This is a genomic window from Delftia sp. WY8, assembly GCF_018437695.1.
Classification (GTDB): Bacteria; Pseudomonadota; Gammaproteobacteria; order Burkholderiales; family Burkholderiaceae_C; genus Comamonas; species Comamonas tsuruhatensis.
Genome location: NZ_CP049795.1, coordinates 6,514,451 through 6,540,011, shown reverse-complemented (window position 1 = coordinate 6,540,011; position 25,561 = coordinate 6,514,451). Strand labels below are relative to the sequence as shown.

Annotated in this window: 21 protein-coding genes; 12 read left to right on the top strand and 9 right to left on the bottom strand. The window is 67.9% G+C overall.

Features of this window, described 5'->3' with window-relative positions; genetic code table 11:
* The first annotated feature begins 2 nt into the window (after nucleotides 1–2).
* From G4D77_RS29925 to G4D77_RS29900, 6 genes are all read left to right on the top strand, one after another.
* Nucleotides 3–3,230: an efflux RND transporter permease subunit gene (locus tag G4D77_RS29925; RefSeq protein ID WP_154834224.1), complete on the top strand. Its 3,228-nt coding sequence runs from the start codon at nucleotides 3–5 to the stop codon at nucleotides 3,228–3,230.
* A gap of 43 nt (nucleotides 3,231–3,273) precedes the next feature.
* Nucleotides 3,274–3,984, top strand: coding sequence for a protein-L-isoaspartate O-methyltransferase family protein (locus G4D77_RS29920; RefSeq protein ID WP_012205781.1), 711 nt, complete (start codon nucleotides 3,274–3,276; stop codon nucleotides 3,982–3,984).
* A 77-nt stretch (nucleotides 3,985–4,061) separates the two neighbouring features.
* On the top strand, nucleotides 4,062–4,409 hold the full coding sequence (locus G4D77_RS29915) for a rhodanese-like domain-containing protein (protein WP_012205782.1): 348 nt from the start codon (nucleotides 4,062–4,064) through the stop codon (nucleotides 4,407–4,409).
* A 90-nt stretch (nucleotides 4,410–4,499) separates the two neighbouring features.
* Nucleotides 4,500–5,975: a TolC family outer membrane protein gene (locus G4D77_RS29910; RefSeq protein WP_154834223.1), complete on the top strand. Its 1,476-nt coding sequence runs from the start codon at nucleotides 4,500–4,502 to the stop codon at nucleotides 5,973–5,975.
* A 370-nt stretch (nucleotides 5,976–6,345) separates the two neighbouring features.
* On the top strand, nucleotides 6,346–7,023 hold the full coding sequence (locus tag G4D77_RS29905) for a response regulator (RefSeq protein WP_012205784.1): 678 nt from the start codon (nucleotides 6,346–6,348) through the stop codon (nucleotides 7,021–7,023).
* Between the two features lie 2 nt (nucleotides 7,024–7,025).
* A complete protein-coding gene (locus tag G4D77_RS29900) occupies nucleotides 7,026–8,450 on the top strand; it encodes a sensor histidine kinase (RefSeq protein WP_154834222.1) in 1,425 nt (474 codons plus the stop codon).
* 37 nt (nucleotides 8,451–8,487) lie between these two features.
* Here G4D77_RS29900 and G4D77_RS29895 read toward each other — a convergent pair whose 3' ends face one another.
* The 4 genes from G4D77_RS29895 to G4D77_RS29880 all read right to left on the bottom strand — a co-directional run bounded on the left by G4D77_RS29895 (nucleotide 8,488) and on the right by G4D77_RS29880 (nucleotide 14,062).
* On the bottom strand, nucleotides 8,488–9,813 hold the full coding sequence (locus G4D77_RS29895; protein WP_154834221.1) for a 3-deoxy-D-manno-octulosonic acid transferase: 1,326 nt from the start codon (nucleotides 9,811–9,813) through the stop codon (nucleotides 8,488–8,490).
* A 15-nt stretch (nucleotides 9,814–9,828) separates the two neighbouring features.
* Entirely contained in the window at nucleotides 9,829–11,217 is a 1,389-nt protein-coding gene (locus G4D77_RS29890; protein WP_016447094.1) for a phosphomannomutase/phosphoglucomutase, read from the bottom strand.
* A 150-nt stretch (nucleotides 11,218–11,367) separates the two neighbouring features.
* Entirely contained in the window at nucleotides 11,368–13,254 is a 1,887-nt protein-coding gene (locus G4D77_RS29885; protein ID WP_154834220.1) for a propionate--CoA ligase, read from the bottom strand.
* Nucleotides 13,255–13,459: 205 nt separating this feature from the next.
* On the bottom strand, nucleotides 13,460–14,062 hold the full coding sequence (locus tag G4D77_RS29880; protein ID WP_016447096.1) for an isochorismatase family protein: 603 nt from the start codon (nucleotides 14,060–14,062) through the stop codon (nucleotides 13,460–13,462).
* 191 nt (nucleotides 14,063–14,253) lie between these two features.
* Here G4D77_RS29880 and G4D77_RS29875 point away from each other — a divergent pair, with 191 nt between their 5' ends.
* The 3 genes from G4D77_RS29875 (at nucleotide 14,254) to G4D77_RS29865 (ending at nucleotide 16,061) form a co-directional block, all read left to right on the top strand.
* The gene (locus G4D77_RS29875; RefSeq protein ID WP_016447097.1) at nucleotides 14,254–14,889 is read left to right on the top strand and encodes a C40 family peptidase; all 636 of its coding nucleotides are present in this window, start codon (nucleotides 14,254–14,256) and stop codon (nucleotides 14,887–14,889) included.
* Nucleotides 14,890–15,056: 167 nt separating this feature from the next.
* Nucleotides 15,057–15,314: a GlsB/YeaQ/YmgE family stress response membrane protein gene (locus tag G4D77_RS29870; RefSeq protein WP_154834219.1), complete on the top strand. Its 258-nt coding sequence runs from the start codon at nucleotides 15,057–15,059 to the stop codon at nucleotides 15,312–15,314.
* Between the two features lie 75 nt (nucleotides 15,315–15,389).
* A complete protein-coding gene (locus G4D77_RS29865; protein ID WP_213757825.1) occupies nucleotides 15,390–16,061 on the top strand; it encodes a hypothetical protein in 672 nt (223 codons plus the stop codon).
* Between the two features lie 7 nt (nucleotides 16,062–16,068).
* Here G4D77_RS29865 and yghU read toward each other — a convergent pair whose 3' ends face one another.
* Nucleotides 16,069–16,908 carry a glutathione-dependent disulfide-bond oxidoreductase gene (gene yghU / locus G4D77_RS29860; protein WP_016447099.1) on the bottom strand — a complete coding sequence of 280 codons (840 nt, stop codon included), beginning with the start codon at nucleotides 16,906–16,908 and terminating at the stop codon, nucleotides 16,069–16,071.
* Between the two features lie 129 nt (nucleotides 16,909–17,037).
* Between yghU and G4D77_RS29855 the strand changes: the two genes are divergently transcribed.
* Both G4D77_RS29855 and G4D77_RS29850 read left to right on the top strand, forming a co-directional pair.
* A complete protein-coding gene (locus G4D77_RS29855) occupies nucleotides 17,038–17,529 on the top strand; it encodes an EVE domain-containing protein (protein WP_016447100.1) in 492 nt (163 codons plus the stop codon).
* A gap of 180 nt (nucleotides 17,530–17,709) precedes the next feature.
* Complete coding sequence (locus G4D77_RS29850) at nucleotides 17,710–18,735, top strand: FUSC family protein (protein ID WP_017405853.1); 1,026 nt, start codon at nucleotides 17,710–17,712, stop codon at nucleotides 18,733–18,735.
* Here the strand turns inward: G4D77_RS29850 and G4D77_RS29845 are convergent, their stop codons facing one another.
* Both G4D77_RS29845 and G4D77_RS29840 read right to left on the bottom strand, forming a co-directional pair.
* Nucleotides 18,736–19,974 carry an MFS transporter gene (locus tag G4D77_RS29845; protein WP_016447102.1) on the bottom strand — a complete coding sequence of 413 codons (1,239 nt, stop codon included), beginning with the start codon at nucleotides 19,972–19,974 and terminating at the stop codon, nucleotides 18,736–18,738.
* 343 nt (nucleotides 19,975–20,317) lie between these two features.
* Entirely contained in the window at nucleotides 20,318–20,935 is a 618-nt protein-coding gene (locus tag G4D77_RS29840; RefSeq protein ID WP_016451705.1) for a LysE family translocator, read from the bottom strand.
* Nucleotides 20,936–20,998: 63 nt separating this feature from the next.
* Here G4D77_RS29840 and G4D77_RS29835 point away from each other — a divergent pair, with 63 nt between their 5' ends.
* Nucleotides 20,999–21,928: a LysR family transcriptional regulator gene (locus G4D77_RS29835; protein ID WP_016451704.1), complete on the top strand. Its 930-nt coding sequence runs from the start codon at nucleotides 20,999–21,001 to the stop codon at nucleotides 21,926–21,928.
* Nucleotides 21,929–22,019: 91 nt separating this feature from the next.
* Here G4D77_RS29835 and lpdA read toward each other — a convergent pair whose 3' ends face one another.
* Entirely contained in the window at nucleotides 22,020–23,867 is a 1,848-nt protein-coding gene (gene lpdA / locus G4D77_RS29830) for a dihydrolipoyl dehydrogenase (protein ID WP_209801899.1), read from the bottom strand.
* A 15-nt stretch (nucleotides 23,868–23,882) separates the two neighbouring features.
* The gene (aceF, locus tag G4D77_RS29825) at nucleotides 23,883–25,553 is read right to left on the bottom strand and encodes a dihydrolipoyllysine-residue acetyltransferase (protein WP_154834215.1); all 1,671 of its coding nucleotides are present in this window, start codon (nucleotides 25,551–25,553) and stop codon (nucleotides 23,883–23,885) included.
* Nucleotides 25,554–25,561 lie beyond the last annotated feature (8 nt).

The following is a 25,561-nucleotide window of genomic DNA, read 5'->3' as shown; positions in this document are numbered from 1 at the left end:
CCATGTGGTTCACGCGCGTCAGCCTGGCCAACCCTGTGTTCGCCACCATGCTCATGCTGGCCCTCATGGTGCTGGGTGTGTTTTCCTACCAGCGACTCAAGGTGGACCAGTTCCCGAATGTGGACTTCCCCGTGGTCGTGGTCACGGTGGACTATCCGGGCGCCTCGCCCGAGATCGTGGAGTCCGAGGTCACCAAGAAGATCGAGGAAGGCGTCAACTCCATTGCCGGCATCAACGCACTGACCTCGCGCAGCTATGAGAGCACCAGCGTCGTCATCATCGAATTCCAATTGCATGTCGATGGCCGCCGCGCTGCCGAAGACGTGCGCGAGAAGGTGGCCTCGGTGCGCCCCACCCTGCGCGACGAGGTCAAGGAGCCGCGCGTGCTGCGCTTCGATCCGGCCAGCTCGCCCATCTGGTCCGTGGCCGTGCTGCCCCAGGCCGATGCCGGAGCCAAGGCGCCCGACGCCGTCGCGCTGACCAGCTGGGCCGACCAGGTCCTCAAGAAGCGGCTGGAGAACGTGCGCGGCGTGGGCGCCGTCAACCTGGTGGGCGCCACCCCGCGCGAGATCAACATCTACCTGCAGCCCGAGGCGCTGGAAGCCTATGCCATCACGCCCGACCAGATCGTGAACGCCGTGCGCAGCGAGAACCAGGACCTGCCGCTGGGCGCCATCCGCTCGCGCGAGCAGGAGCGCGTGGTGCAGATCGACGCACGCATGAAGCGCCCGCAGGACTTCGAGCGCATCATCGTCGCCCAGCGCGGCGGCGCTCCCGTGCGGCTGGGCCAGCTGGCGCGCGTGCAGGACGGCGCGGGCGAACTGGAGACCGTGGCCCTGTACAACAGCAGCCGCACCCTGCTGCTGTCCGTGCAGAAGGCCCAGGACGAGAACACCATCGAAGTCGTGGACGGCCTGAACGCCACGCTGCGCGAGATCGCCGCCGAAGTGCCGGCAGGCGTGCGGCTGGAGCCGATTGCCGACAGCGCCCGCCCCATCCGCGTGGCCGTCAACAACGTGCGCCAGACGCTGATCGAGGGCGCGGCACTGACGGTGCTCATCGTCTTCCTGTTCCTGAACTCCTGGCGCTCCACGGTGATCACGGGGCTGACGCTGCCGATTGCGCTGATCGGCACCTTTTTGTTCATGTACTGGTTCGGCTTCTCGATCAACATGATCACGCTGATGGCGCTGTCGCTGTGCGTGGGCCTGCTGATCGACGACGCCATCGTGGTGCGCGAGAACATCGTGCGCCACGTGCAGATGGGCAAGGACGCGCATGCCGCCGCGCTGGACGGCACGCAGGAGATCGGCCTGGCCGTGCTGGCCACCACGCTGTCCATCGTGGCGGTGTTCCTGCCCATCGGCTTCATGGGCGGCATCATCGGCAAGTTCTTCCACGAATTCGGCATCACCATCGTGGCGGCCGTGATGATCTCCATGTTCGTGAGCTTCACGCTGGACCCCATGCTCTCCAGCGTCTGGCATGACCCGACCATCCACGCCCATGGCGAGCAGCGCGGCCGCAGCCTCTACGACCGCACGCTGGGCCGGGTCACGGCCTGGTTCGAGCGCGCCACCGACTCGCTGTCCCACTTCTACCAGGACGTGCTGGGCTGGGCGCTGCGCCACAAGATCACCACGCTGGCGGCGGCGCTGGCCATCTTCGTGGCCAGCATCTTCCTGGTGCCGCTGCTGGGCACGGAATTCGTGCCCAAGGCCGACTTCTCGGAAACCACGGTGAGCTTCAACACGCCCGTGGGCTCGTCCATCGAGGCCACGGAGGCCAAGGCCCGCCAGGTCGATGCCATCATCCGCGCCCTGCCCGAGGTCCGCTACACGCTGGCCACCATCAACACCGGCACGGCCCAGGGCAAGATATACGCCAGCATCTACATCCGCCTGCTGGACCGCCACCTGCGCCAGCGCAGCGGCGATGAACTGTCGGGCGTGCTGCGCGAGCAGCTGCAGAGCGTGCCCGGCATCACCGTCACCCATGTGGGCCAGCGCGAGCCCGTGGGCGGGCAAAAACAGGTCGAATTCTCGCTGCAGGGCCCGGACCTGGGCGAGCTGGAGCGCCTGAACCGCGTGGTGATGGAACGCCTGCGCGGCATTCCCGGACTGGTGGACCTGGACAGCAGCCTCAAGCCCGACAAGCCCGTGATCGACATCACCGTGCGGCGCGATGCGGCCGCCGACCTGGGCCTGTCGGTAGGCTCCATGGCAGCGGCGCTGCGCACCTGGGTGGCCGGCCAGACCGTGGGCAACTGGCGCGCCAGCGACGACCAGACCTATGACGTCAAGGTGCGCCTGGCGCCCGAGTCGCGCAGCACGCCCCAGGACCTGGAGCGCCTGCCCTTCGCCCTGCCCTCCACCTCGGGCGACGGCGGCATGCGCATCGTGCGGCTGAACCAGGTGGCCACCGTCACGCCCGCCACCGGCCCCAGCCAGATCAACCGCCGCGACATGACGCGCGAGGTCGCCTTCAGCGGCAACGTCTACCTGCGCTCCAGCGGCGAGGTCTCGGCCGACATCCGCAATGCCCTGGCCGACATCGCCCTGCCGCCCGGCTACCGCACGCAGTTCAGCGGCGCCACCAAGAGCATGAACGAATCGTTCGGCTATGCGGTGTCCGCCCTGGCGCTGGCCATCATCTTCATCTACATGATCCTGGCCAGCCAGTTCAAGAGCTTCCTGCAGCCGCTGGCGCTGATGACCTCGCTGCCGCTGACGCTGATCGGCGTGGTGCTGGCGCTGATGATGTTCGGCTCGGCCCTGTCCATGTTCTCCATCATCGGCGTGGTCATGCTCATGGGACTGGTCACCAAGAACGCCATCTTGCTGGTGGACTTCGCCATCCGCGCGCGCGGGCCGCACAGCGACCCGGACACCGGCCAGATCCGCGACGGCCTGCCGCGCGAGCAGGCCCTGCTGCTGGCGGCGCGCGTGCGGCTGCGCCCCATTCTGATGACCACGCTGGCCATGATCTTCGGCATGGTGCCGCTGGCCTTCGCGCTCAGCGAAGGCTCCGAGCAGCGCGCGCCCATGGGCCAGTCGGTTATCGGCGGCGTGGTCACCTCGTCGCTGCTGACCCTGGTGGTCGTGCCCGTGGTCTATTGCTACCTTGACGACTTCTCCCAGTGGCTGCGGCGCCTGTGGAACGGCAACCGGCACGACGCGGCACCCGGCCAAGGCGCCGCCAGCGCCCCCACCCCGCCGCGAGACTCGTAGAATCAAAGGTTTGTCCTGACAAGTCTTTCTCCGGAGATACCCCATGAGCCTGCCCCTGAACAGCCTGCCCGAACACCACAGCGCCCAAGCGCACGCGCGCTACAACATGATCGAGCAACAGATCCGCCCCTGGAACGTGCTTGATGAAGAAGTGCTGGCACTGCTGGGCAAGGTGCACCGCGAGAATTTCGTGCCGCCCGAGCATGCCGGCCTGGCCTTCATGGACCTGGAAATCCCCCTGGTCGCCCCGGCCGAGGAAGCCGCCGCCAAGGGCTGGTGCATGCTGGCCCCGCGCATCGAGTCCCGCATGCTGCAGGACCTGAAGATCAAGCCCACCGACCGCGTGCTGGAAATCGGCGCCGGCTCGGGCTACATGGCCGCCCTGCTGGCGGCCCAGGCCAAGGAAGTCGTGACACTGGAGATCGTGCCCGAGCTGGCCGAGATGGCCCGCGAGAACCTGCTGGGCGCCGGCATCACCAATGCCGAGGTCAAGCTGGCCGATGGCGCCACGGCAGCGGCCGCTCTGGGCCAGTTCGACGCCATCGTGCTCAGCGGCTCGGTCGCCCAGGTGCCGCAGGCCCTGCTGGCCCAGCTCAACGACGGCGGCCGCCTGGCAGCCATCGTCGGCCAACTGCCCATGATGCGTTTCACGCTGGTGCAAAAGAACGGCCACCAGTTCGAAACCAGCCAGCCTTGGGACGTGGTGACCGCACGCCTGGCCAACTTCGAAGAGCCTTCGCGCTTCACGTTCTGAAATCCGCCACGGCGGCCGGGGTCCAGAGGATTTCGGCCGCTGCGGCAACTCCACTCCATTCCGCAAGGATCTTTCCGATGCTTCCCCAAGTGCCTCCCGCGCAACTCAACGATTGGCTGAACCAGCACTCCAGCGGCTCCGATGCCCTGCCCCTGGTGCTGGACGTGCGCGAGCCCTGGGAAGTGGCCCAGGCCAGCGTACGCCCCGAGGGCTTCGAGCTGCGCTGCATCCCCATGGGCGAGATTCCCTCGCGCCTGCAGGAACTCGATCCGGATCACCCCACAGCCTGCCTGTGCCATCACGGCGCACGCAGCATGCATGTCGCTGCCTTCCTGATGAACAACGGCTTCGAGACCGTGGCCAATATCAGCGGAGGCATCGATGCCTGGTCGCGCGAGCGCGACCCAGGCGTGCCGCGCTACTGAGCGGCAACACGCAAAAGAAACCCGGGACACGGCGGTACACCCGCCGTCCCCGGTGCTTCGTGACGACTGTGTTTTGATTCGAGGACCTCTATGCCCCTGCTTCGGCCCCTTGCCCCTGTCGCTTCCGCCCTGACCCGCCCATACGCCTGGCCCCTGCGCCACATGGCCTTGCTGCTGTGCGCGGCCGGCATGGGCTCGGCCCTGGCACAGGCTCCTGCCCCAGCCGTCCTTGCGCCCGCCCCTGCGGCCCCGCAGTCTGCCCTGCCCTCTCTGACAGCGTCTGCGGCCTCGGGCCAGAACCTGTCCGAACTGGTGGCCAAGGCCCGCGGCTACGACGCCCAGTGGCAGGCCCAGCAGGCCGACGCCCAGGCCGCCGCCAGCCGCGCCGAGCAGGCACGCTCGGGCCTGTTGCCCAGCGTGGGCCTGCAGGCCGGTGCCAACACCTCGCATGTGGAAGTCAGCGTGCTGCCGGGGAGCTTTCGCTCGCCCCAGCAGAACCTGCAGCTCAGCGCCCAGCAGCCGCTGTACCGCCCGGCCAACAAGATCGCCTACGACCAGGGCCAGCGCGGCGTGGACGTGGCGCGCGCCCAGTTGGACAGCGGCGAGCAGAACCTGCTGGTGCGAGTGGCCCAGGCCTACTTCGATGTCCTCGGCGCCCAGGACAGCCTGGCCGTGGTCAAGGCACAGAAGGCAGCCATTGCTCAGCAGCTGGAATTCGCCAAGCGCAACTTCGAGGTCGGCACGGCCACCATCACCGACTCGCGCGAAGCCCAGGCGCGGTTCGACTTGGCCGGCGCGCAGGAAATCGCCGCCGAGAACGACCTGCGTGTCAAGCGCCTGGTGCTGGACCAGATCGTTGGCGCCGTGGGCACAGTGCCCCGCCCCCTGGCCCAGCCGCTGCAGTTGCCGGCCCTGATGCCCTCCGACGCCCAGGCCTGGGTGGACACCGCACTGCAAGGCCAGCCCCAGCTGCGCCAGGCCCGCCTGGCGCTGGACATCGCCCAGCTGGAAACGAAGAAAGCCGAGGCCGGCCACAAGCCCACCGTGGACCTGCAGGCCGGCTACGTGGTCAACCGCTATCCCAATGGCTCGGTCACACCGCAGATCGGCACCAGCTACCGGACCAATGCCGCCAGCGTGGGCGTGGTCATGAACCTGCCCCTGTTCGCCGGCTTTGCCGTGCAAAACCGCATCAAGGAAACCCTGGCGCTGGAAGACAAGGCGCGCGCACAGCTGGACGACGCCCAGCGCAACGTGGAGCAGAGCACGCGCACGGCCTTCTTCGGCGTGCAGTCGGGCCAGGCCCAGGTCAAGGCGCTGGAGGCCGCGCTGGCGTCCAGCCAAAGCGCGCTGGACGCCAACAAGCTCGGCTACGAGGTCGGCGTGCGCATCAACATCGACGTGCTCAACGCGCAAAGCCAGCTCTACCAGACCCAGCGCGACCTGGCCCTGGCGCGCTACCAGGTGCTGCTGGGCCAGCTCAAGTTGCGCCAGGCCGCCGGCACGCTCAGCGACGACGACCTGCGCGCCATCGATGCGCTGTCGCTCCGCGCGCCAGCCCCTTGAATCCCTGAAGCGCCCGCACGGCCGGCAGTGCCCCCGGCTGATGCCCGGCCGCCGCGGGCCGCGCGCCTGGCGCCGCAGCCCTGTGCTCTGGCAAAGCCGAGGCACGCAAACCCGCCACGACCAGCATCCAGGCAGCCAGCGCGCACAGCGCCGCCAGGCGGCTCAGCAAGGAACAGCGGGAGAGTCTTGGCATGCGCGCCTTGCCTTCGTGGGAGTTGTCGAGCGGGCCACTGTGGCAAACCAGCCTGAAGACCTGCCCCGGCTTTCCTGAAGGGATGCTGAAGCGCATCGTCCCCGCCTTGACCGATACTCGCGGCAGCCCTCCCGCAGGCGCCGGTCCGCGGCATGGGAGCGGCACAGGAAACACACGATGAGACTGCTGCTGGTGGAGGACGATCTGGATCTGGGCAATGGCGTGCGCATCGCATTGGGCGATCACGCCATGGACGTGGTCTGGGTGCGCCGCCTGTCCGATGCGCTGCGCACTCTGGAGCAGCAAAGCTTCGAGATGGTGCTGCTGGACCTGGGCCTGCCCGATGGCGACGGCATCAGCCTGCTCACGCGCCTGCGCCGCGAATGGCGCCGCCTGCCCGTGCTGATCCTGAGCGCACGCGACAGCCTGCACGACCGGCTGCACGGCCTGGACAGCGGCGCCGATGACTATCTGGTCAAGCCCTTTGCCCTGGTCGAACTGGTGTCACGCGTGCGCGCCCTGGCACGCCGCAGCTATGGGCAGGGCGACGGCACGCTGCATCTGCGCGGCCTGTCGCTGCACGAGCCCACGCGCCGTGTCAGCGTTGCAGGCCAGAACGTCGAGCTGTCCCGCTGCGAATTCGACCTGCTGGCCCTGCTGCTGCGGCGCATGGACCGCGTGGTCACGCGCAGCGGCATCGAGGAGGAAGTCATCCCGGGCGGCAGCGCCAACGGCAGCAATGCGCTGGAGGTCCATGTCTCCAACCTGCGCCGCAAGATCGGGCCGGGCTTCATACGCACGGTGCGCGGCATTGGCTATGTCATCGACTCGCAGCCGATGGCACCCCTGTCCTGACCATGACATCGCACACCCTGCAGGGGCACCAGGCCAGCCCGAGATGGCGCCGCTGGCTGCGGCCCACACTGGGCCGGCGGATGCTGCTGGCCCAGATGGGCGTGCTCACCGCGATCTGGACCGCGTTGCTGGTGGCAGCCATCTACATGGCCCACTTCCACAATGAATTGCTCGTCAGCAAGCCTGTCTACGAGCTCGTCATGGCTGTGGCCGAGGACCTGGCCGACCTTCCGGACCGCCAGCAGCACAGCCTGGCCGCGCTGGACACGGCCCTGCGCCATGAGTACGGCGACGGAGACGACGACATCCGCTTCACGCCCACGCTCCTGGTCTGGCAGCGCGGCCAGCTCCTGTACCGCTCGCCCACGCCGGCGCCCACGCTGCGCAACCGCGTGCTGGACACGGTCGAGGACATAGATTTCGAAGGGCAGACCTGGCGCATGAGCACGCTGCGCTCGGCCTCGGGCCAGACCGAAGTCACGCTGATGCTGCCGTCCTTCAAGGAACTGCTGATCACACTCAACACCCGCAGCTACTACCTGCTGCCGCTGCTGATCAGCCTGCCCTTCCTGGCCTTTCCGGCCTGGTGGTCGGTACGCGCGGCACTGCGCCCGCTGCGCCGCGTGGGTGACGAGCTGGCCACACGCGGCCCCGACGACCTCAGCGCGCTCACCTATGCGCCGCCACACGCCGAGCTGCGGCCGCTGGTGCAGGACATCAACGCCCTGCTGGCCCGCGTGCGCTCCAGCAGCGAGCGCGAGCGCAACCTCATCGCCGATGCAGCCCACGAACTGCGCACGCCGCTGGCCGCCATGCACGTCAACGTCGAGGCCCTGCTGCGCCTTGGCAGCGAACCGCGCCAGCAGGAACTCATGGACAGCCTGCTGCGCAGCAACCAGCGCGCCAGCCGCATGGTGGCCCAGCTGCTGCAGCTCATGCGCAGCGAGACCGAAGCGCCCGGCATGGCCATGCAGCCGCTGCGCCTGGACCTGCTGCTGGAAGACCGGCTCGCCGCACTCGACGCCCTGGCCTGCCGCCGCCCGGTGGAACTGGCCCTGGAAGCCAGCGAGCCACTGAGCGTGATGGGCGAACGCGAAGGCCTGGTCTCGCTGATCGACAACCTCGTGGACAACGCCATCAAATACAGCCCCGCCCACGCCACCATCAGCGTGCGCCTGCAGCGCCAGGGCGACCAGGCCGTGCTCCAGGTGCGCGACCGTGGCCCGGGCATTGCCGAGGCCTGGCGCCAGCGTGTCTTCGACCGCTTCTTCCGCGTACCCGACCAGAGCCAAAGCGGCAGCGGCCTGGGCCTGGCCATCGCCAGGACCGTGACCGAGCGGCACGACGGCAGCATCGAGCTGCTCAGTGCGGAGGATGGAGGGCTGCTGGCGAGTGTCAGCCTGCCCGTGCTGCAGGACGCCGGCTGATCCGACCTGCGGATACCGCCAGCCGAAAACCTAGTGCTCAGCGCAACGGTTGGGACTGCACCAGCCCGGCCACCGCCTGCGCCGTGGCCCGTGCGGCCCCACGGTGCTGGTCCAGGAAGCCGCGCGCCTGGGCCACGGCATGGGCGTGGGACTGGCGGTCCCCGGCCAGGTCCACGGCCAGGCGCAGCCCGTGCTCCAGGTCGGGGGCGCGCAGCGCGGCGCCGGCTTCGCAGGCCAGGTCCGAGGCTTCGCTGAAGTTGAAGGTATGCGGCCCCAGCACCACGGGGCAGTCGCAGGCCAGGGCCTCGATGAGGTTCTGTCCACCCAGCGGCGCAAAGCTGCCGCCCATGAGCGTGGCATCGGCCAGGCCGTAGTACAGGGCCATCTCGCCCAGCGAATCACCCAGCCAGATGTCGATGTCATCCGCCGCAGCCCCGCAGGGCGGGCCACCCACCCACTGGCTGCGGCGCGAGACATGCAGGCCGCCGCCAGCCAGCAGCGCCGCCACTTCGTCAAAGCGCTGCGGATGGCGCGGCACGACCAGCCATTGCACGGCCCGGCCCACAGGCCCCAGCGTGCGCAGGGCGGACAGCAGCATGGCCTCCTCGCCCTCCCGGCTGCTGGCCAGCAGCACCACAGGGCGGGACAGGCCGGACTTCCATTGCCGGGCGCGCTCCAGCAGCGCCGCGTCCGGACGCGCATCGAATTTCAGGTTGCCGAGCACGCCGCGCACGGGCGCACCCAGCAGGCGCAGGCGCCGGGCATCGTCCTCGGTCTGTGCCCAGGCGGCGGCCAGGGCGGCATAGGTAGGGCGCGCCAGCGGCGCCACGCGCAGCGCCTGGCCCAGCGATTTGTCGCTGAGCCGCGCATTGGCCAGCCCCAGCGGCACGCCCTCTTCGCGGCAGATGGCGACCAGATTGGGCCAGACCTCGGTTTCCATGAGCACGCCGACCGCGGGCCTGAATTGCTGCACGAAGCGGCGCACGGCCGCTGGCGTATCCCAGGGCTGCCAGACCTGCAGGTCGCCGGGCTGCAGCAGCCGGCGGCCTTCGGTGCGGCCCGTGGCCGTGCCATGGGTCAGCAGCAGGCGCATGCCGGGCAGGCGCTCGCGCAGCGCGGTCAGCAAGATGGCGGCAGCGCGCGTCTCGCCCAGCGATACGGCGTGAATCCAGATCCACCGGCCGCGTCCGTCCTGCCCCAGCGTGGCCGGCTGGTAGCGGCCAAAGCGCTCGGGAATGTGCTCGGCATAGACGGGCTCGGCCTCGGCGCGGCGCAGCAGCTTGCGTCGCAGCAGCGGCTGCGCCGCCCAGGTCACAGCGCTGTACAGCGCGCGCGCCCAGGACGTGGGAGAGCGGGAAGTCATCGCCTGGCGCGCAAATCAGTGCGCGGCACCGCCAACCTGCGCGCCGGGCTTGACGCGCTCCAGCAGCGCCAGCATCTGCGTCTCGATGCGCGACAGCGCCTCCTGGGTCTGGCCCTCGAAGCGCAGCACCAGCACGGGCGTGGTGTTGCTGGCGCGGATCAGGCCGAAGCCGTCGGCCCAGTCCACGCGCAGGCCGTCGATGGTGCTGACCTGGGCCGGTGCGGCAAAGGTCTCGGCGGCCAGGGCCTGCAGTTCGGCGGCCAGGCGATGGGGCTCGCCCTCGGCGCAGGCCACATTCAGTTCCGGGGTGGAAAAGCTGGTGGGCAGCGCGTTGAGCAAGGCGCTGGGGTCGGCCTCGCGGCTGACGATCTCCAGCAGGCGGCAGCCCGCGTAGGTGCCGTCATCGAAGCCATACCAGCGCTCCTTGAAGAAGATGTGGCCGCTCATCTCGCCGCCCAGCGGCGCGTCCAGTTCCTTCATGCGGGCCTTGACCAGGGAGTGCCCGGTCTTGAACATCACGGGCTCGCCCCCGGCCTCGCGGATGGCGGGCGCCAGGCGCTGCGTGCATTTCACGTCGTAGACGATGCTGCCGCCCGGCACGCGCGAGAGCACGTCCTTGGCGAACAGCATCATCTGGCGGTCGGGGAAGATGTTCTGGCCGTCCTTGGTGACGATGCCCAGGCGGTCGCCGTCACCATCGAAGGCCAGGCCCAGTTCGGCGTCCGAGGTGCGCAGCGCCTCGATCACGTCGCGCAGGTTCTCGGGCTTGCTGGGGTCGGGATGGTGGTTGGGGAATTCACCGTCCACTTCGGAGAACAGCTCGATCACCTCGCAACCCAGGGCGCGGAAGATGCCGGGCGCCGAGGCACCGGCCACGCCGTTGCCGCAGTCCACCACGATCTTGATGGGGCGCGCCAGCTTCACATCACCCACGATGCGCGCTTGGTAGTCGGCCTGCACATCGGCGCGGCGCACGCTGCCGGTGCCCGTGATCGTCCAGTCATCGCTTTCGACGCGGCGGCGCAGGGCCTGGATTTCCTCGCCGTAGATGGCGCGGCCGGCCAGCACCATCTTGAAACCGTTGTAGTCCTTGGGGTTGTGGCTGCCCGTGACCTGGATGCCCGAGCGCGCCAGCGTGCTGGCTGCGTAGTACAGCATGGGCGTGGTGGCCAGGCCGATGTCGATCACCTCGATGCCGACCTCGGTCAGCCCGGCGATCAGCGCCGCGGACAGCGAGGGTCCCGACAGGCGGCCATCGCGTCCCACGGCCACCACGGTCTCGCCGGCCGCCAGGGCCGCCATGCCGAAGGCGCGGCCCACGCCGAGCGCGACCTCCTCGTTGAGCGTGGACGGCACGATGCCGCGGATGTCATAGGCTTTGAAGATGGAAGATGCGACCTGCACGTCGAAAACGCTTTCTCGTCGGTTGAAAACAGGGCGCCGCAGCCTGGGGACCTGGCCCGGCTGCGGCCCAAGGCGCGATTGTAGGCGCGGCAGGCAGGGGCGCCGGCGCACATCACCCCGGCTGCAAGCGGTTGCGGCGCGTGCCCTGCCTCACAGCTGCTGCTGCACCTGGGCCAGCGCAGCCGGGTCTTCCATGGTGCTGAGGTCGCCCGGGTCGCGCCCCTCAGCCACGGCCTGCATGGCGCGGCGCAGCAGCTTGCCGCTGCGCGTCTTGGGCAACGCACTGACGAAGACCACGCGAGAGGGCCGGGCCACGGCGCCCAGGCGCGCATCGACCAGCTTCATCACGTCGGCCTCCAGCGCCGCGCGCTCGGCCTCGCCTTCCAGCGCCGTGCGCGGCACGGCAAAGGCCAGCGCCGCCTGGCCCTTGAGCGCATCGGCCACGCCGACCACGGCGACTTCGGCCACCTGGGGGTGGGCGGAGATGCATTCCTCGATCTCGCGCGTGCCAAGGCGGTGGCCGGCCACGTTGATCACGTCGTCCGTACGGCCCAGGATGAAGAAGTAGCCGTCCTCGTCGCGTATGCCCCAGTCGAAGGTGCTGTAGATCATGCGGCCCGGAATGCTCTTCCAGTAGGTGTTGATGAAGCGCTGGTCGTCTCGCCAGACGGTCTGCATGCAGCCCGGTGGCAGCGGCCCTTCGATGGCCAGCACGCCCTTTTGCCCGGCGCCGAGCAGTTCCTCGCCCGTGGCCTCGTCGATCAGCTTGACGTCATAGCCATAGACGGCCTTGCCCGGGCTGCCGAAGCGCGTGGTCTGCTGCTCCACGCCATTGCACAGCGTGAGGATGGGCCAGCCGGTCTCGGTCTGCCAGTAGTTGTCGATGATGGGCTTGCCCAGGGCCTGGCTGATCCACTGCGCCGTGGGCTCGTCCAGCGGCTCGCCGGCCAGCCACAGCGCCTTGAGGCTGGAGATATCGTGGCGGTGCAGGTACTCGGCATCGTGCTTCTTGAGCACGCGGATGGCCGTGGGCGCCGAGAACATGTGGGTGACCCGGTACTTCTCCACGATGCTCCACCAGATGCCCGCGTCGGGGCGTATGGGCAGGCCCTCGTAGAGCACGGTGGCCATGCCCGCGATCAGGGGCCCATAGATGATGTAGCTGTGCCCCACGACCCAGCCGATGTCGCTGGTGCAGAAAAAGGTCTGGCCCGCCTCGGCCCCGAAGATCAGCGGCATGCTGGCGGCAAGCGCCACCGTGTAGCCGCCCGTGTCGCGCTGCACGCCCTTGGGGCGCCCCGTGGTGCCGCTGGTGTAGAGCGTGTAGCTGGGGTCGGTGGATTCCACCCAGGTGCAGGCGACCTGGGCGTCGGCGTGCAGCGCACGCAGGCTGGTCCAGTCGTGGTCGCGGCCGGCGCGCATGGGCGCAGGCGCCAGGCCACGGTCCACGATGAGCACGGCCGCTGGCTTGTGGCTGGCCAGTTGCAGGGCCTCGTCCAGCAAAGGCTTGTAGGCCACGACGCGCCCGCCGCGCGAGCCCGCGTCGGCACTGATGATGACCTTGGGCTCGGCATCGTCGATGCGCGAGGCCAGCGCCGCCGACGCAAAGCCGCCGAACACCACCGAATGGATGGCACCCAGCCGCGCACAGGCCAGCATGGCAAAGGCCGCCTCGGCAATCATGGGCATGTAGATCTGGACGCGGTCGCCCTTTTGCACGCCCAGCGACTGCAGCACGGCGGCCATGCGCTGCACCTCGGCATGCAGTTCGCGGTAGGTATAGACCTTCTCGGTGCCGGTCTCGGTGGAGATGGCGATCAGCGCATTCTGGTCGGCGCGCTCGGCCAGGTGCCGGTCCACGGCGTTGTGGCAAAGATTGGTCTGGCCGCCCACGAACCACTTGGCGAACGGCGGGTTGTCATAGTCGCAGATGCGCTGGGGCGGCACATGCCAGTCGATGCGGCCGGCCTGCTCGGCCCAGAAGGCATCGCGCTCCTGGATGGAGCGGCGGTGGAAATCGTCGAAACGCGGGGCCATTGTCTGTCTCCTGTCGTTGTCATGGATTGGCGGCTTCTGAATTCATAATTATTCATAATGCGCTTGCCCAAAGCTGACAAATCCTGCACAGCGACCCGGGCCGCCCCCCCCTCCGTCCCATTCGTCTTTCATGGCCCCGCCTTGCGACGGGCGTAAAAAAAGGCGCCGTGCCGGCGCCTCGACGGAAAACCATCGCTTCAGCCGCTTACTTGACCAGGGCCAGCAGATCCTTGAAGGCCGGGTGCTCGCAGCTGCGCAGCCACTCGAAGGCCACCATCTCCGTGGTCACCAGTTCGGCACCCGCGCCGGCCAGGCGATCGAAGGCAGCATCGCGGTTGCGCTCGGTGCGCGAGCTGCAGGCATCGGTGACGACCCAGACGTCGAACTCGTCTTCCAGCAGTTCCAGCGCCGTCTGCAGCAGGCAGACATGGGCTTCGCAGCCGGCAATCACCACCATGCTGCGCTCGGGCGCCTGCTGCTGGGGCTTTTGCAGGTGCTTGGGCAGGCTGCGCGCATTGCCGCCCTGGGGACGTGCCGGCGGACGCAGCCACTCGCCCAGTCCTTCGGACACGGCGCTGAAATGCATCTTGGACAGTGTCCTGTCGCACAGCGCGCGCAGTTGGGCATCGTTGGCACCCAGGCGCGAGGGGTTCTGTTCGGTGCCGAACACCGGCACTTCCACCAGATGCGCCAGACGAGCCAGTTTCACGGCATTGGCCAGGACTGCCGGGCCCTCGAAGATGGCCGGCATCAGGCGCTCCTGGTAATCGACGAGTACAAGCTGGGAGTCGGAGGCTTCAAGCAGCATGGCGGATCTTTCTTGGAATACGAGGCAGCGCGGGCCGCCCTTCTTATCGGAAAACAGGACAGCCCGCTATTGTCGCAGCTTGGGGGCCATCACCGCCGGGCGCCGGCGATTCCTGAGGTGGCTCAAAAACCCGGGCCTTCGGGGGTCTTATCGAATTTGTCCTACGTTTTTGCGTGGTAATCTCGCGCCCCATGTCCCGATGGCTTATCGCACTCCTGTTCGTCAGCGCCACTGCACACGCGGCCCCGCCCGAGCTGCGTGACGACGATATGAACCAGCTGCTGGTCAACCGCAGCCTCATCTCGCAGCTGCGCGAAGCCCGCCACCACATGGCGGAGCGCACTTCCGACTTCGTCAAGGAAGCACGACAAAGCGTCGCCGAAAAGACCTCCGACCTGGTCGTGACCGCCATGGGCTTCATCGGCGTTCCCTACCGTCGCGGCGGCAACAGTGCCGAGACCGGCTTCGACTGCAGCGGCTTTGTCCGTGCCATCTACTCCGAGACCCTGGGCAAGGTCCTGCCGCGTCGCGCTGACCAGCAGGCACAGGCCACGGAAAAAATCGACAAGAACGAACTCAAGCCCGGCGATCTGGTGTTCTTCAACACCATGCGCCGCGCCTTCAGCCACGTCGGCATCTATGTCGGCGACGGCAACTTCATTCATGCCCCCCGCACCGGTGCACAGGTGCGCGTGGAAAGCATGCAAAGCGCCTACTGGGCCCGCCGCTTCGATGGCGCCCGTCGCGTGCAGGACTCCGACGGCCTGGGCCTGGATGCCAGCAAGGCTGCCTTGGCCATGCAGATGCAGGCAAGCCAGCTGCAGTAACCACGGCGGGCTGTCTGCCCTCCCCCAGTCCAGGCGCCTGCAGATGCAGGCGTTTTGTTTTTCAGGGCACTGCACTGCCTTCGTCCCAGGTTGAGACGCTGTCCGACAGGGCCGGCATGCGCCGGGCCCTAGAGTCGCGGCATGGAAGCTTCAGTTCGGAGAAAAGCATGATGTCCTTGATTGGCACCCTCGTCGTTGGCCTGGTCGTTGGCCTGCTGGCGCGCGCACTCAAACCCGGCGACGACAGCCTTGGCTGGATCATGACCATCCTGCTTGGTGTGGCAGGATCGTTTCTTGCCAGCTATGTCGGTGTCGCCATGGGCTGGTATGAAGCCGGGCAGCCCGCTGGCTGGATCGCCTCCATCGTTGGCGCCATCGTCATCCTCTTCATCTACAGCCTGGTGCGCAGCAAGAGCGCACGCTGACCGCACCGGCGCCAGCCGCCTCCTCCGGCTGGCGCATTCTCCTGATCGACATCTGCCCCGGACCCACTGGCACGCATGATCTTTCGCACATCGGACAAGACCCCTCCCCCTCCACCACCGCGCCACGATGTGGCGCAGGCCGCAGAGAGCGCGCGCAAGCTGCTGCACCGGCGTGCGCTGGTGGGAGCCGCAGCCAGCAGCCTGCCGATCCCGGGGCTGGACTGGCTGGTTGACGCAGCCCTGCTGGCGCGCCTGCTGCCGCGCATCAACCGTGAGTTCGGCCTCACGCCCGAACAGCTGGACAGGCTGGACCCCGGCAAGCGCGAGCAGGTGCAAAAGGCCGTGGCCATGGTCGGCTCGGTACTGATCGGCAAGCTGATCACGCGCGACATGGTGGTGCGCCTGGCACGCGCTGCCGGCATGCGCATGACGGCAACCCAAGCGGCAAAGTACGTGCCGCTGGCCGGCCAGGCTGCAGCGGCCGCCCTGGGCTACGCCACGCTGCGCTACCTGGGAGAGCGCCACATCCAGGACTGCATTCGTGTGGTCGAGCAGGCGGAGCTCGACATTCCCTCGCATCTGCCCACGCAGCTGGAACGCACGGCCCGCAAGGTCGAGCAGACCGGCAAGCAATTGCATGAGCACGGCAAAGGCAAGGGCGAGGGCGAGCCCGGGGCCGAGCCATCCGGCAAGCGCCCGCGCTTTTGGCGCCAGCCGGACCGCGGCCCCTGGGGCCGCTCCCAGTAAATGGCGATCAGCCCAGGTCCGAGGCGCGGTGGCGCTCCGGCACCTGGGTGGCCTCGTCTCCCCAGGTGCGATTGACGCGGCGGCCGCGCACCACCGCCGGCCGTTGGGCAATCTCGCGGGCCCAGCGCATCACATGCGTGTACTCATGGGCTGCCAGGAACTCGGCCGCGCCGTACACCTCGTTGAGCACCAGTGCGCCATACCAGGGCCAGATGGCGATGTCGGCAATGCTGTAGTGCTCTCCCGCAATGAAGGCGTGCTCGGCCAGCTGGCGATTGAGCACGTCCAACTGGCGCTTGGTTTCCATGGTGAACCGGTTGATCGGGTACTCGAATTTTTCGGGAGCATAGGCATAGAAATGACCGAAGCCGCCGCCCAGGTAAGGCGCCGATCCCATCTGCCAGAACAGCCAGTTCAGCGTCTCGGTGCGTGCAGCGGGCTCGGCAGGCAGCAGCGCGCCAAACTTCTCGGCCAGGTACAGCAGGATGGAGCCCGACTCGAACACGCGCACCGGCGGCTCCACGCTGCGGTCCACCAGCGCGGGAATCTTGGAATTGGGGTTGACCTCGACAAAGCCGCTGGAGAACTGGTCGCCATCGCTGATGCGGATCAGCCAGGCGTCGTACTCGGCGCCGCCATGGCCCAGCGCCAGCAGCTCCTCCAGCATGATGGTGACCTTCACGCCGTTGGGCGTGGCCAGCGAATACAGCTGCAGAGGCTGCTGCCCCACCGGCAGTGTCTTGTCGTGGGTCGGCCCGGCGACCGGGCGGTTGATGTTGGCGAAGGTGCCGCCCGAGGGCGCAGGCTGCCATACGGCGGGCGGGACATAGGTGGAGCGGTCGGACATGCAGGATTCCTGTGGTTCGCGGGCATGGGAAAGGCGCCCGGCTGAAGGCCATTGTCCAGCCCCTGACACACTCCTGCCGCCGCGCGCAGAACGCCGCCACGGCGTCCGGGGATTTGCCACAATCGTTGCATGACTGCAGCCCCCACACCCTCCGCCCGCCAGTTCTGGCTCATGAAGAACGAGCCCGACGAATACTCCATAGACCATGCGCTGGCCGCGCCGCAGGCCACCATTGCCTGGGACGGGGTGCGCAACTACCAGGCGCGCAACTTCATGCGTGATGCCATGCAGGTCGGCGACGGGGTGCTGTACTGGCATTCCAGCTGTGCTGAGCCCGGTATCTACGGCATCGCCCGCATTGCCGGCAATCTGCGCACCGACGCCTCGCAGTTCGACCCGGCCAGCCCTTACTACGACCCCAAGTCTTCTCCCGACAAGCCGCGCTGGCTCACGCTGGACGTGCAGGCGCTGCGCAAGACACGCACGCTGCAGATTGCCGAGCTGCGCGCGCATCCTGAACTGGCGCAGATGCGTGTGCTGCAAAAGGGCAATCGGCTGTCGATCACGCCGGTCACGCCCGAGGAATGGAGCTTCATCGAAGGCCTGCTCAGGCACGGCTGAACACGCCTCGCACGGGCTGCTTTCTTACAAGCAAGAAGCCTCTTTCCTGCACTCCTGCCCTGCATCGGCCGCTATGCTTTTGGGCATTTGCGAACCTGGATTTCGCAAGCTGGAGGGACCATCTTCGTGCGCTGGCGAAAATCAAAAGCAAAAACAACCACTGGACCACTCAAGAGCGGCATGGCCGCGGCGCCAGGCCGCCTGCGGCTGGCGCTGCGCGATGCCATCGCCGCCTCGCTGGGCGCCATGCTGGCCTGGGAACTGTCCCACTACCTGCTGGGCCACCCCAGACCCGTCTTTGCCGCCGTCACCGCCCTGGTCTGCCTGGCGCCCGGCCTGCCCAGCCATCTCAAGCAAACCTGGGGCCTGGTGCTGGGCTGCGCCATCGGCATCATCGTCGGCGAACTGGCCTGGCTGCTGCCCGACACCATTCCCCTGCTGCGACTGAGCCTGGCCTCGTTGGTCGCGCTGTCGCTGGCCGCCATGCTGGGGCAGCCGCCTGTGGTTCCGATACAGGCCGGCGTTTCCGTGGTGCTGGTCCTCAGCATGGGGCCCAGCGCGGCGGGCGAAACCCGGCTGGTCGACGTGCTGGTCGGCGCAGGCGTGGGCCTGATGTTCAGCCAGGTCATCTTCACGGCCAATCCGCTGCGTGCCGTATCACGTTCGGCAAGCGCGTTGCTGGGCCAGCTGGCCGACGGGCTGGATGCCACGCTGCGTGCCACCGCCACCCACGACACACCCGACGCCACTGTGGCACTGGGCCAGCTCACGCGCAGCAGCGATGCGCTGAGCGCGCTGCGCACCGCCATGGCGGAGGCGCAAAGCGCCAGCCGCTGGTCCGTGCGCGGACGCCTGGGTGGCGCGGCACTGCAGACCGTCACGGCGCGCTACGACCGCCATGCCGTGCGCCTGTACGCCAGCGCGCTGCTGCTGGGCGAAAGCCTGGTGCGCGGAATGTCGCATGACAGCGGCCTCATGCCGCGCGCCATCGTCCTGCACTGTGAATGGCTGATCGAAGCCTGCCGGCAACTGGCCGCCAATGGCAACGTGGTGGCCCTGCAGCCCGACGACGCCCTGGGCAGGTTGGCCGCCTCGGCCCCCCAGGCGCCCACCCAGCCGCTGCCTGAGGCCTGGCTGCCCGCGCTGGACCACGCACGACAGATGGAAGAGGCCCTGAAGGCGCTCACAGGTTCGCGCGACGCGTGATCAGGCGGCAGCGCGTTCGCGCTGCCTTGCAGGCGCCGCGCTGATGCGGGCAATGGCGCCGGCCAGCCACCAGCCGATGGCGCACATGGCCGCCGTCACCACCCAGGTCCACTGCCATCCGCCCGCCTGCACTGCCACGGCCGCGACCAGAGGCGGCCCTGCAAACTGGCCCACGCTGGACCATTGCTGCATGAAGCCCACCGTGGTCGAAACAGTGGACTCATCGGGGGCAAGCCGCACGGCCATGGAAAACAGCGTGCCCGGAATCAGTCCCCCCGCTGCCGAGAACACAACTACCGCAGCAAATCGCAGCCACAAAGGTGCCAACGGCTGGCCTTGCCATTGCACATAGGCCAGCAGCGCGCACAACGCCATGCAGCCGAAGCCCAGGCGCAGCGCTCGCGATGCGCTCCAGCCGCCTTGCAGCAGACGGCCCGATGCCACATTGCCCACCATGTTGGCCAGCGCCACCACGGCCGTCAGCGTGCCCGACAACGCCGCTCCCAGGCCCGCCTCGGCATAGACCGTGGGAAGAAAGCCGATGACGGCCATCCACTGTCCCGAATACACGGCAAAGCCCAGCGCCACGCACCAGGGGCCAGGGCTGCGCAAAGTCAGCGCCAGGCGCGGACGCCACCCCCCGCCAGCCGCCGACGTGCCAACGGGTGCCTTCGGGCCGTCTGCCGGCACGCCGTACCACACGGCGGCGCAAGCCAGGGCAGAGACCAGCCCCAGAAGCAGCCACCACAGCGGCCAGGAAGCCCAGGCCATCACCCAGGGACCCAGCAGCAAGCCGATGGCACTGCCCAGCGGCATGTAGGTGCCCCACCAGCCCATGCGCGCGCTCAGATCGTGCGGCGCCACGCAGCGGCGAATCAGCCCTGGCCCCGGCATGGCGACCAGCAGAAAGCCCAGTCCTTCCACGGCGCGCAGGGCCAGCAACGGTGCAAAACCCGTGGCGATGGCGCCCAGGGCGCTGGCACCCGCCATCAACAGCAGGCCCGCCAGCATGCTGCGCCGCAGTCCCCAGCGATCAGCCCCCAGGCCCACCACCAAGCCCAGCAGCATGCCGGCCACCTGCACGGTGGAAAGCAGAAAGCCGGCCTGCAGCAGGGACACGCCCAGCTGCTGCTGCAGCACCGGCACGGCCGGCGGCAGCTTGCCTACATGCAGGGCCGCGCTGACGCCGGCCATCACGACGATCCATGAGGGATGCACCCCCTGCCTTGTTGTTTCCATTGGATGCGGTTTCCTGGGGGCACATGCCGTGCGCCCTGTGGGTGATGTGTGAAGTATCGAAAGCATAGGCCAAGCGGCGCCCGCAAGCAGCGCCCCTGGCATCTGCCCACCAACCGGCTTGCGGCAGCGGGCATCGGCAGCGCATTCGACATAGCCCGTGGCACTGGAACGCCCAGGTGAGGCGCTCCAGCTGCGCGGCCAGGCATTTCCGCTGCCCCAGAAACAGCTTGGCCTGCGAGGCACCCCATGGCACCTCGCAGGCCTTGCATGCCGGGCAGAGGCCGCATGCGCTGCGGCCTTTCGCCCGTCCTCCCCCACCGATTCCTGTCAGGCCTTCATGGCATCACAGCCTCAGCTTGGCACTGGCCAGCAACACACCGAAGCCCACCAACATGCCGCCAAAGGCCCGGTCTATCCAGTGCCGTACGGCCAGCAGCCGGGCACGAACCCGCTGCGCGGAAAAGCACAGCGCCACGATGCAAAACCAACCCACATGGGCCAGCGAGATGAACCCGCCGTACGCCAGTTGCGTGGCCAGAGATGTGTCCTGCCCCACGATCTGCAGGAACAGGCTCACCACAAACACCGTGGTCTTGGGATTGAGCGCATTCGTCAGAAAGCCCGTGCGCAGCGCCGCCATGTCGGACAGTACGGCAGCCGGCTGGCTGGCCATTTCTCCGTCCGGCCGGCTGCGCAGCATGGTCACGCCCAGATAGATCAGATAGGCTGCACCCAGCAGCTTGACCACATCGAACAGCCAGGTGGCCTGCTGCATCAGCAACCCCACACCAAGCAAGGTATAGCTGACATGGACCAGCACGCCCAGGCCTATGCCCAGCGCCGTGAGCATGCCCGCGCGGCGCGAGCGCAGCAGGCTGTTGCGCGTGACCATGGCGAAATCCGCCCCGGGGCTGATCACGGCCAGCAAGGTAATGGTGACTACAGCTATCCATTCGGTCATGCATTCTCCGTTCGACTCAGTGCAACGCGGGATAGTATTGGCCTTCCATGAAAATACATAACGATGTTTTCTGACACAGTTAGTGAACTCAATTCACAGACTCCCAGCAAGCGGCTGCCGTCGTTGCAGGCCCTGCGCTGCTTCGAAGCAGCCGCCCGACGGGAGAACTTCAGCAAGGCAGCTGAAGAGTTGCATCTGACCCACGGCGCCATCAGCCGGGCCGTGCGCCTGCTGGAAGACGATCTGGGCGTGACCCTGTTTGACCGCCGCAGCCGCCGCGTCTTCCTGACCGACGCTGGGCGCCATCTCGCACAGGCCGTGCATGAAGGACTGGAGCGCATGCGCCAGGCGACGCAGGAGTTGCGCGCACGCGCGCGGCATGCGCGCCGCTGGGTGCTGTCCTGCGAACCCACCTTGCTGATGCGCTGGCTGATTCCACGCTGGCCACAGTTCCAGCAAATGCATCCCGAGCTGCAACTGCACCTGGTGGCCGGCGGCGGCCCGTTCTCGTTTGCGGACGGGATCGACCTGGCCATACGGCGCGACGATTTCGCCCTTCCCGCAGGCTGCCATGCCGAAACGCTGTTCGCAGAGCGCATAGGCCCGGTCTGCCGGCCCGATCGCCTGGCGCAATGGTGCGACCGCCCCGCGCAAGAGCACACGCCCAGGCTGCGCGCCGATGCGCCCTTGCTGCAAAGCCGCACGCGCCCTGGCGCCTGGGCCACCTGGGCCGAGTACAGCGGCCAGCCCCAGCCCTCGGGACCGCAGCTGCAGTTCGAACATTTCTATTTCACGCTCCAGGCTGCCGTGGCCGGAATGGGCGTGGCCATAGGCCCCTGGCAGCTGGTGCGCGACGACATTGCCAGCGGCGTGCTGGCAGCGCCCATGGGCTTTGTGGAGGATGGATCGCGCTATTGCCTGCTGTCCCCTGCCCCGCCTGCACCGAATGGCGTGCACGCCCAGTTGCTGCAGTGGCTGCGCTCCCAGGCCTGAGCCGGCCTGCGACCCGTACTACCCCCAAAAGCACAAAGGCAGCCGAAGCTGCCTTTGTGTCCTTGCCCGTTCCGAAGGCCGGGCGTTGCGCTTACTTGCGCTGCGGCGGCAGGTCCGTGCAGGAGCCGTGCGCCACCTCGGCCGCCATGCCCAGGCTCTCGCCCAGCGTGGGGTGAGGATGGATGGTCTTGCCGATGTCCACGGCGTCGGCACCCATTTCAATGGCCAGCGCGATCTCGCCGATCATGTCGCCCGCATGCGTGCCGACGATGCCGCCGCCCAGGATGCGGCCATGGCCATGCGCCTCGGGGCTGTCGTCGAACAGCAGCTTGGTGACGCCTTCGTCGCGGCCATTGGCAATGGCGCGGCCCGATGCCGTCCAGGGGAAGACCCCCTTCTTGACCTTGATGCCCTGGGCCTTGGCCTGGTCCTCGGTCAGGCCCACCCACGCCACTTCCGGGTCGGTGTAGGCCACGCTGGGGATCACGCGGGCATTGAAGGCGCTGGCGGCCAGCTCCTTGTTGCCCTGCAGTTCACCGGCGATGACTTCGGCGGCCACATGGGCCTCGTGCACGGCCTTGTGCGCCAGCATGGGCTGGCCCACCACGTCGCCGATGGCGAAGATGTGGGGCACGTTGGTGCGCATCTGGATGTCGACTTCGATGAAACCGCGGTCCGTGACGGCCACGCCGGCCTTCTCGGCGGCGATCTTCTTGCCGTTGGGCGTGCGGCCCACGGCCTGCAGCACCAGGTCGTAGACCTGGGGCTCGGGCACGGTGATGCCGTCCTTGGCGGGCGCGAAGCTGACCTTGATGCCTTCGGGCGTGGCTTCGGCACCCACGGTCTTGGTGTTGACCATGATGTTGTCGAAGCGCGGCGCGTTCATCTTCTGCCAGACCTTGACCAGGTCGCGGTCGGCGCCCTGCATGAGGCCGTCCATCATCTCCACCACGTCCAGGCGTGCGCCCAGCGTGGAGTAGACGGTGCCCATTTCCAGGCCGATGATGCCGCCGCCCAGGATCAGCATGCGTTTGGGCACGCTGGCCAGGTCCAGCGCGCCGGTGGAGTCCACCACGCGCGGGTCCTTGGGCATGAAGGGCAGGTGCACGGCCTGGCTGCCGGCGGCAATGATGGCGCGCTTGAACTGCACGATCTTCTTGCTGCCGGTCTTTTCCTGGCCGTCGCCCGTGGTCTCTTCCACCTCAAGGTGATTGGCGCCGACGAAATTGCCGTAGCCGCGCACCACGGTGACCTTGCGCATCTTGGCCATCTGGCCCAGGCCACCGGTCAGCTTGCCGATGACCTTGTCCTTGTGGCCGCGCAGCTGGTCGATGTTGACCTCGGGCGCGCCGAACTTGACGCCTGCCACTTCCAGATGCTTGACCTCGTCCACGACGGCCGCCACGTGCAGCAGCGCCTTCGAGGGAATGCAGCCCACGTTCAGGCAGACGCCGCCGAGGGTCTTGTAGCGCTCGACGATGACCACGTTCAGGCCCAGGTCGGCTGCGCGGAAGGCGGCAGAGTAGCCGCCAGGGCCACCGCCGAGCACGACCACGTCGCAGTCATAGTCGGCCACGCCACCCGCGTAGCTGGCTGCCGCAGGAGCAGGGGCCGGGGCCGCTGGAGCCGGCACGGCAGGTGCCGCGGCGCTGGCGGCTGCAGGAGCCGCAGCGGCAGCCTGGGGCGCAGCGGCCGCCTCGCCGGCAGCCTCCAGCGTCAGGACCACGGAGCCCTCGGCGACCTTGTCGCCGAGCTGCACCTTGAGTTCCTTGACCACGCCGGCGTGGCTGGAAGGAATCTCCATGGAGGCCTTGTCGGACTCCACGGTGATCAGGGACTGGTCCTTCGCCACGGTATCGCCGGGCTTGACCAGCAGTTCGATCACGCCCACTTCGGCGAAGTCGCCGATATCGGGCACCTTGATGTCGATGATTGCCATGTGTCGGGCCTCCGTTTACAGCAGGATGCGGCGGTAGTCCGCCAGCACTTGGCCCAGGAAGGCATTGAAGCGCGCGGCCGAGGCACCATCGATGACACGGTGGTCATAGGACAGCGACAGCGGCAGCGTCAGGCGCGGCACGAACTGCTTGCCGTCCCACACGGGCTTCATCTGGCCCTTGGACAGGCCGAGGATGGCCACTTCCGGGGCGTTGATGATGGGGGTGAAGTTCGTGCCGCCGATGCCGCCCAGCGACGAGATCGAGAAGCAGCCGCCCTGCATGTCGGCAGCGCCGAGCTTGCCGTCGCGGGCCTTCTTGGCCAGCTCGCCCATTTCCTGGCTGATCTGCAGGATGCCCTTCTTGTCGGCATCGCGCAGCACGGGCACCACCAGGCCATTGGGCGTGTCTGCCGCGAAGCCGATGTGGAAGTACTGCTTGTAGACAAGGGTGTCGCCGTCCAGCGAGGCGTTGAACTCCGGGAACTTCTTGAGCGCCGCGACCACCGCCTTGATCACGAAGGCCAGCATGGTCACCTTGACGCCGCTCTTCTCGTTCTCCTTGTTGGTGGAGACGCGGAAAGCTTCCAGGTCGGTGATGTCGGCCTCGTCGTTGTTGGTGACGTGGGGGATCATGACCCAGTTGCGCGACAGGTTGGCGCCGCTGATCTTCTTGATGCGCGACAGGTCCTTGCGCTCGACCGGGCCGAACTTGGCGAAGTCCACCTTGGGCCAGGGCAGCAGGTCCAGGCCGGCGCCGCCGCCGGAGCTGCCCTTGGGAGCCGCCGCAGCCTGGGCCTTGGTCTGCACGGCACCGGCCATGACGGACTTGGTGAAAGCCTGGATGTCGTCGGCCGTGATGCGGCCCTTGTTGCCCGAGCCCTTGACCTCGTCCAGCGGCACACCCAGTTCGCGGGCGAACTTGCGTACCGAGGGCGATGCATGGGGCAGCTTGCCCGTGGGCGCCACGGTGGGGTTGTGTGCAGGTGCAGCGGCAGGAGCCGATGCTGCAGCGGCAGCCACCGGAGCTGCAGCGGCCGGGGCAGCAGTTGCCGGTGCCGGGGCCGCAGCCTGGGCTGCAGGCGCGGCAGCGCCCTGCACGCTCATCTGGCCGACCACGTCGCCCACATTGACCGTGTCGCCGATCTTGAGCGTCAGCGCCGTGATGGTGCCGGCCGCTGGCGACGGGATTTCCATCGAGGCCTTGTCGGATTCGACGGTGAACAGCGATTGCTCTGCCGTCACGGTGTCGCCGACCTTGACCAGCATCTCGATCACGGCCACGTCCTTGAAGTCGCCGATGTCGGGAATCTTGATGTCGATCTGCGTGGCGGCGCCCGAGGCCGCAGGCGCGGCAGCGGGAGCAGCGGCCGGCGCAGGCGCAGCAGATGCAGGCGCAGCCACGGGAGCCGGGGCAGCAGCTGCGGGTGCCGGTGCCGGTGCCGCAGCGTCTGCGGTCTCGATCACGGCAATGATGCTGCCTTGCTTGACCTTGTCGCCCAGGTTCACGCGCAGCTCCTTGAGCACGCCGGCGTGGCTGGACGGAATCTCCATCGATGCCTTGTCGGACTCAACGGTGATCAGCGATTGCTCGGCCTTGATCTGGTCGCCGGCCTTGACCAGCACTTCGATCACACCGACTTCATCGAAATCGCCGATGTCCGGAACTTGAATGTCTACCAATGCCATAGGTGTCT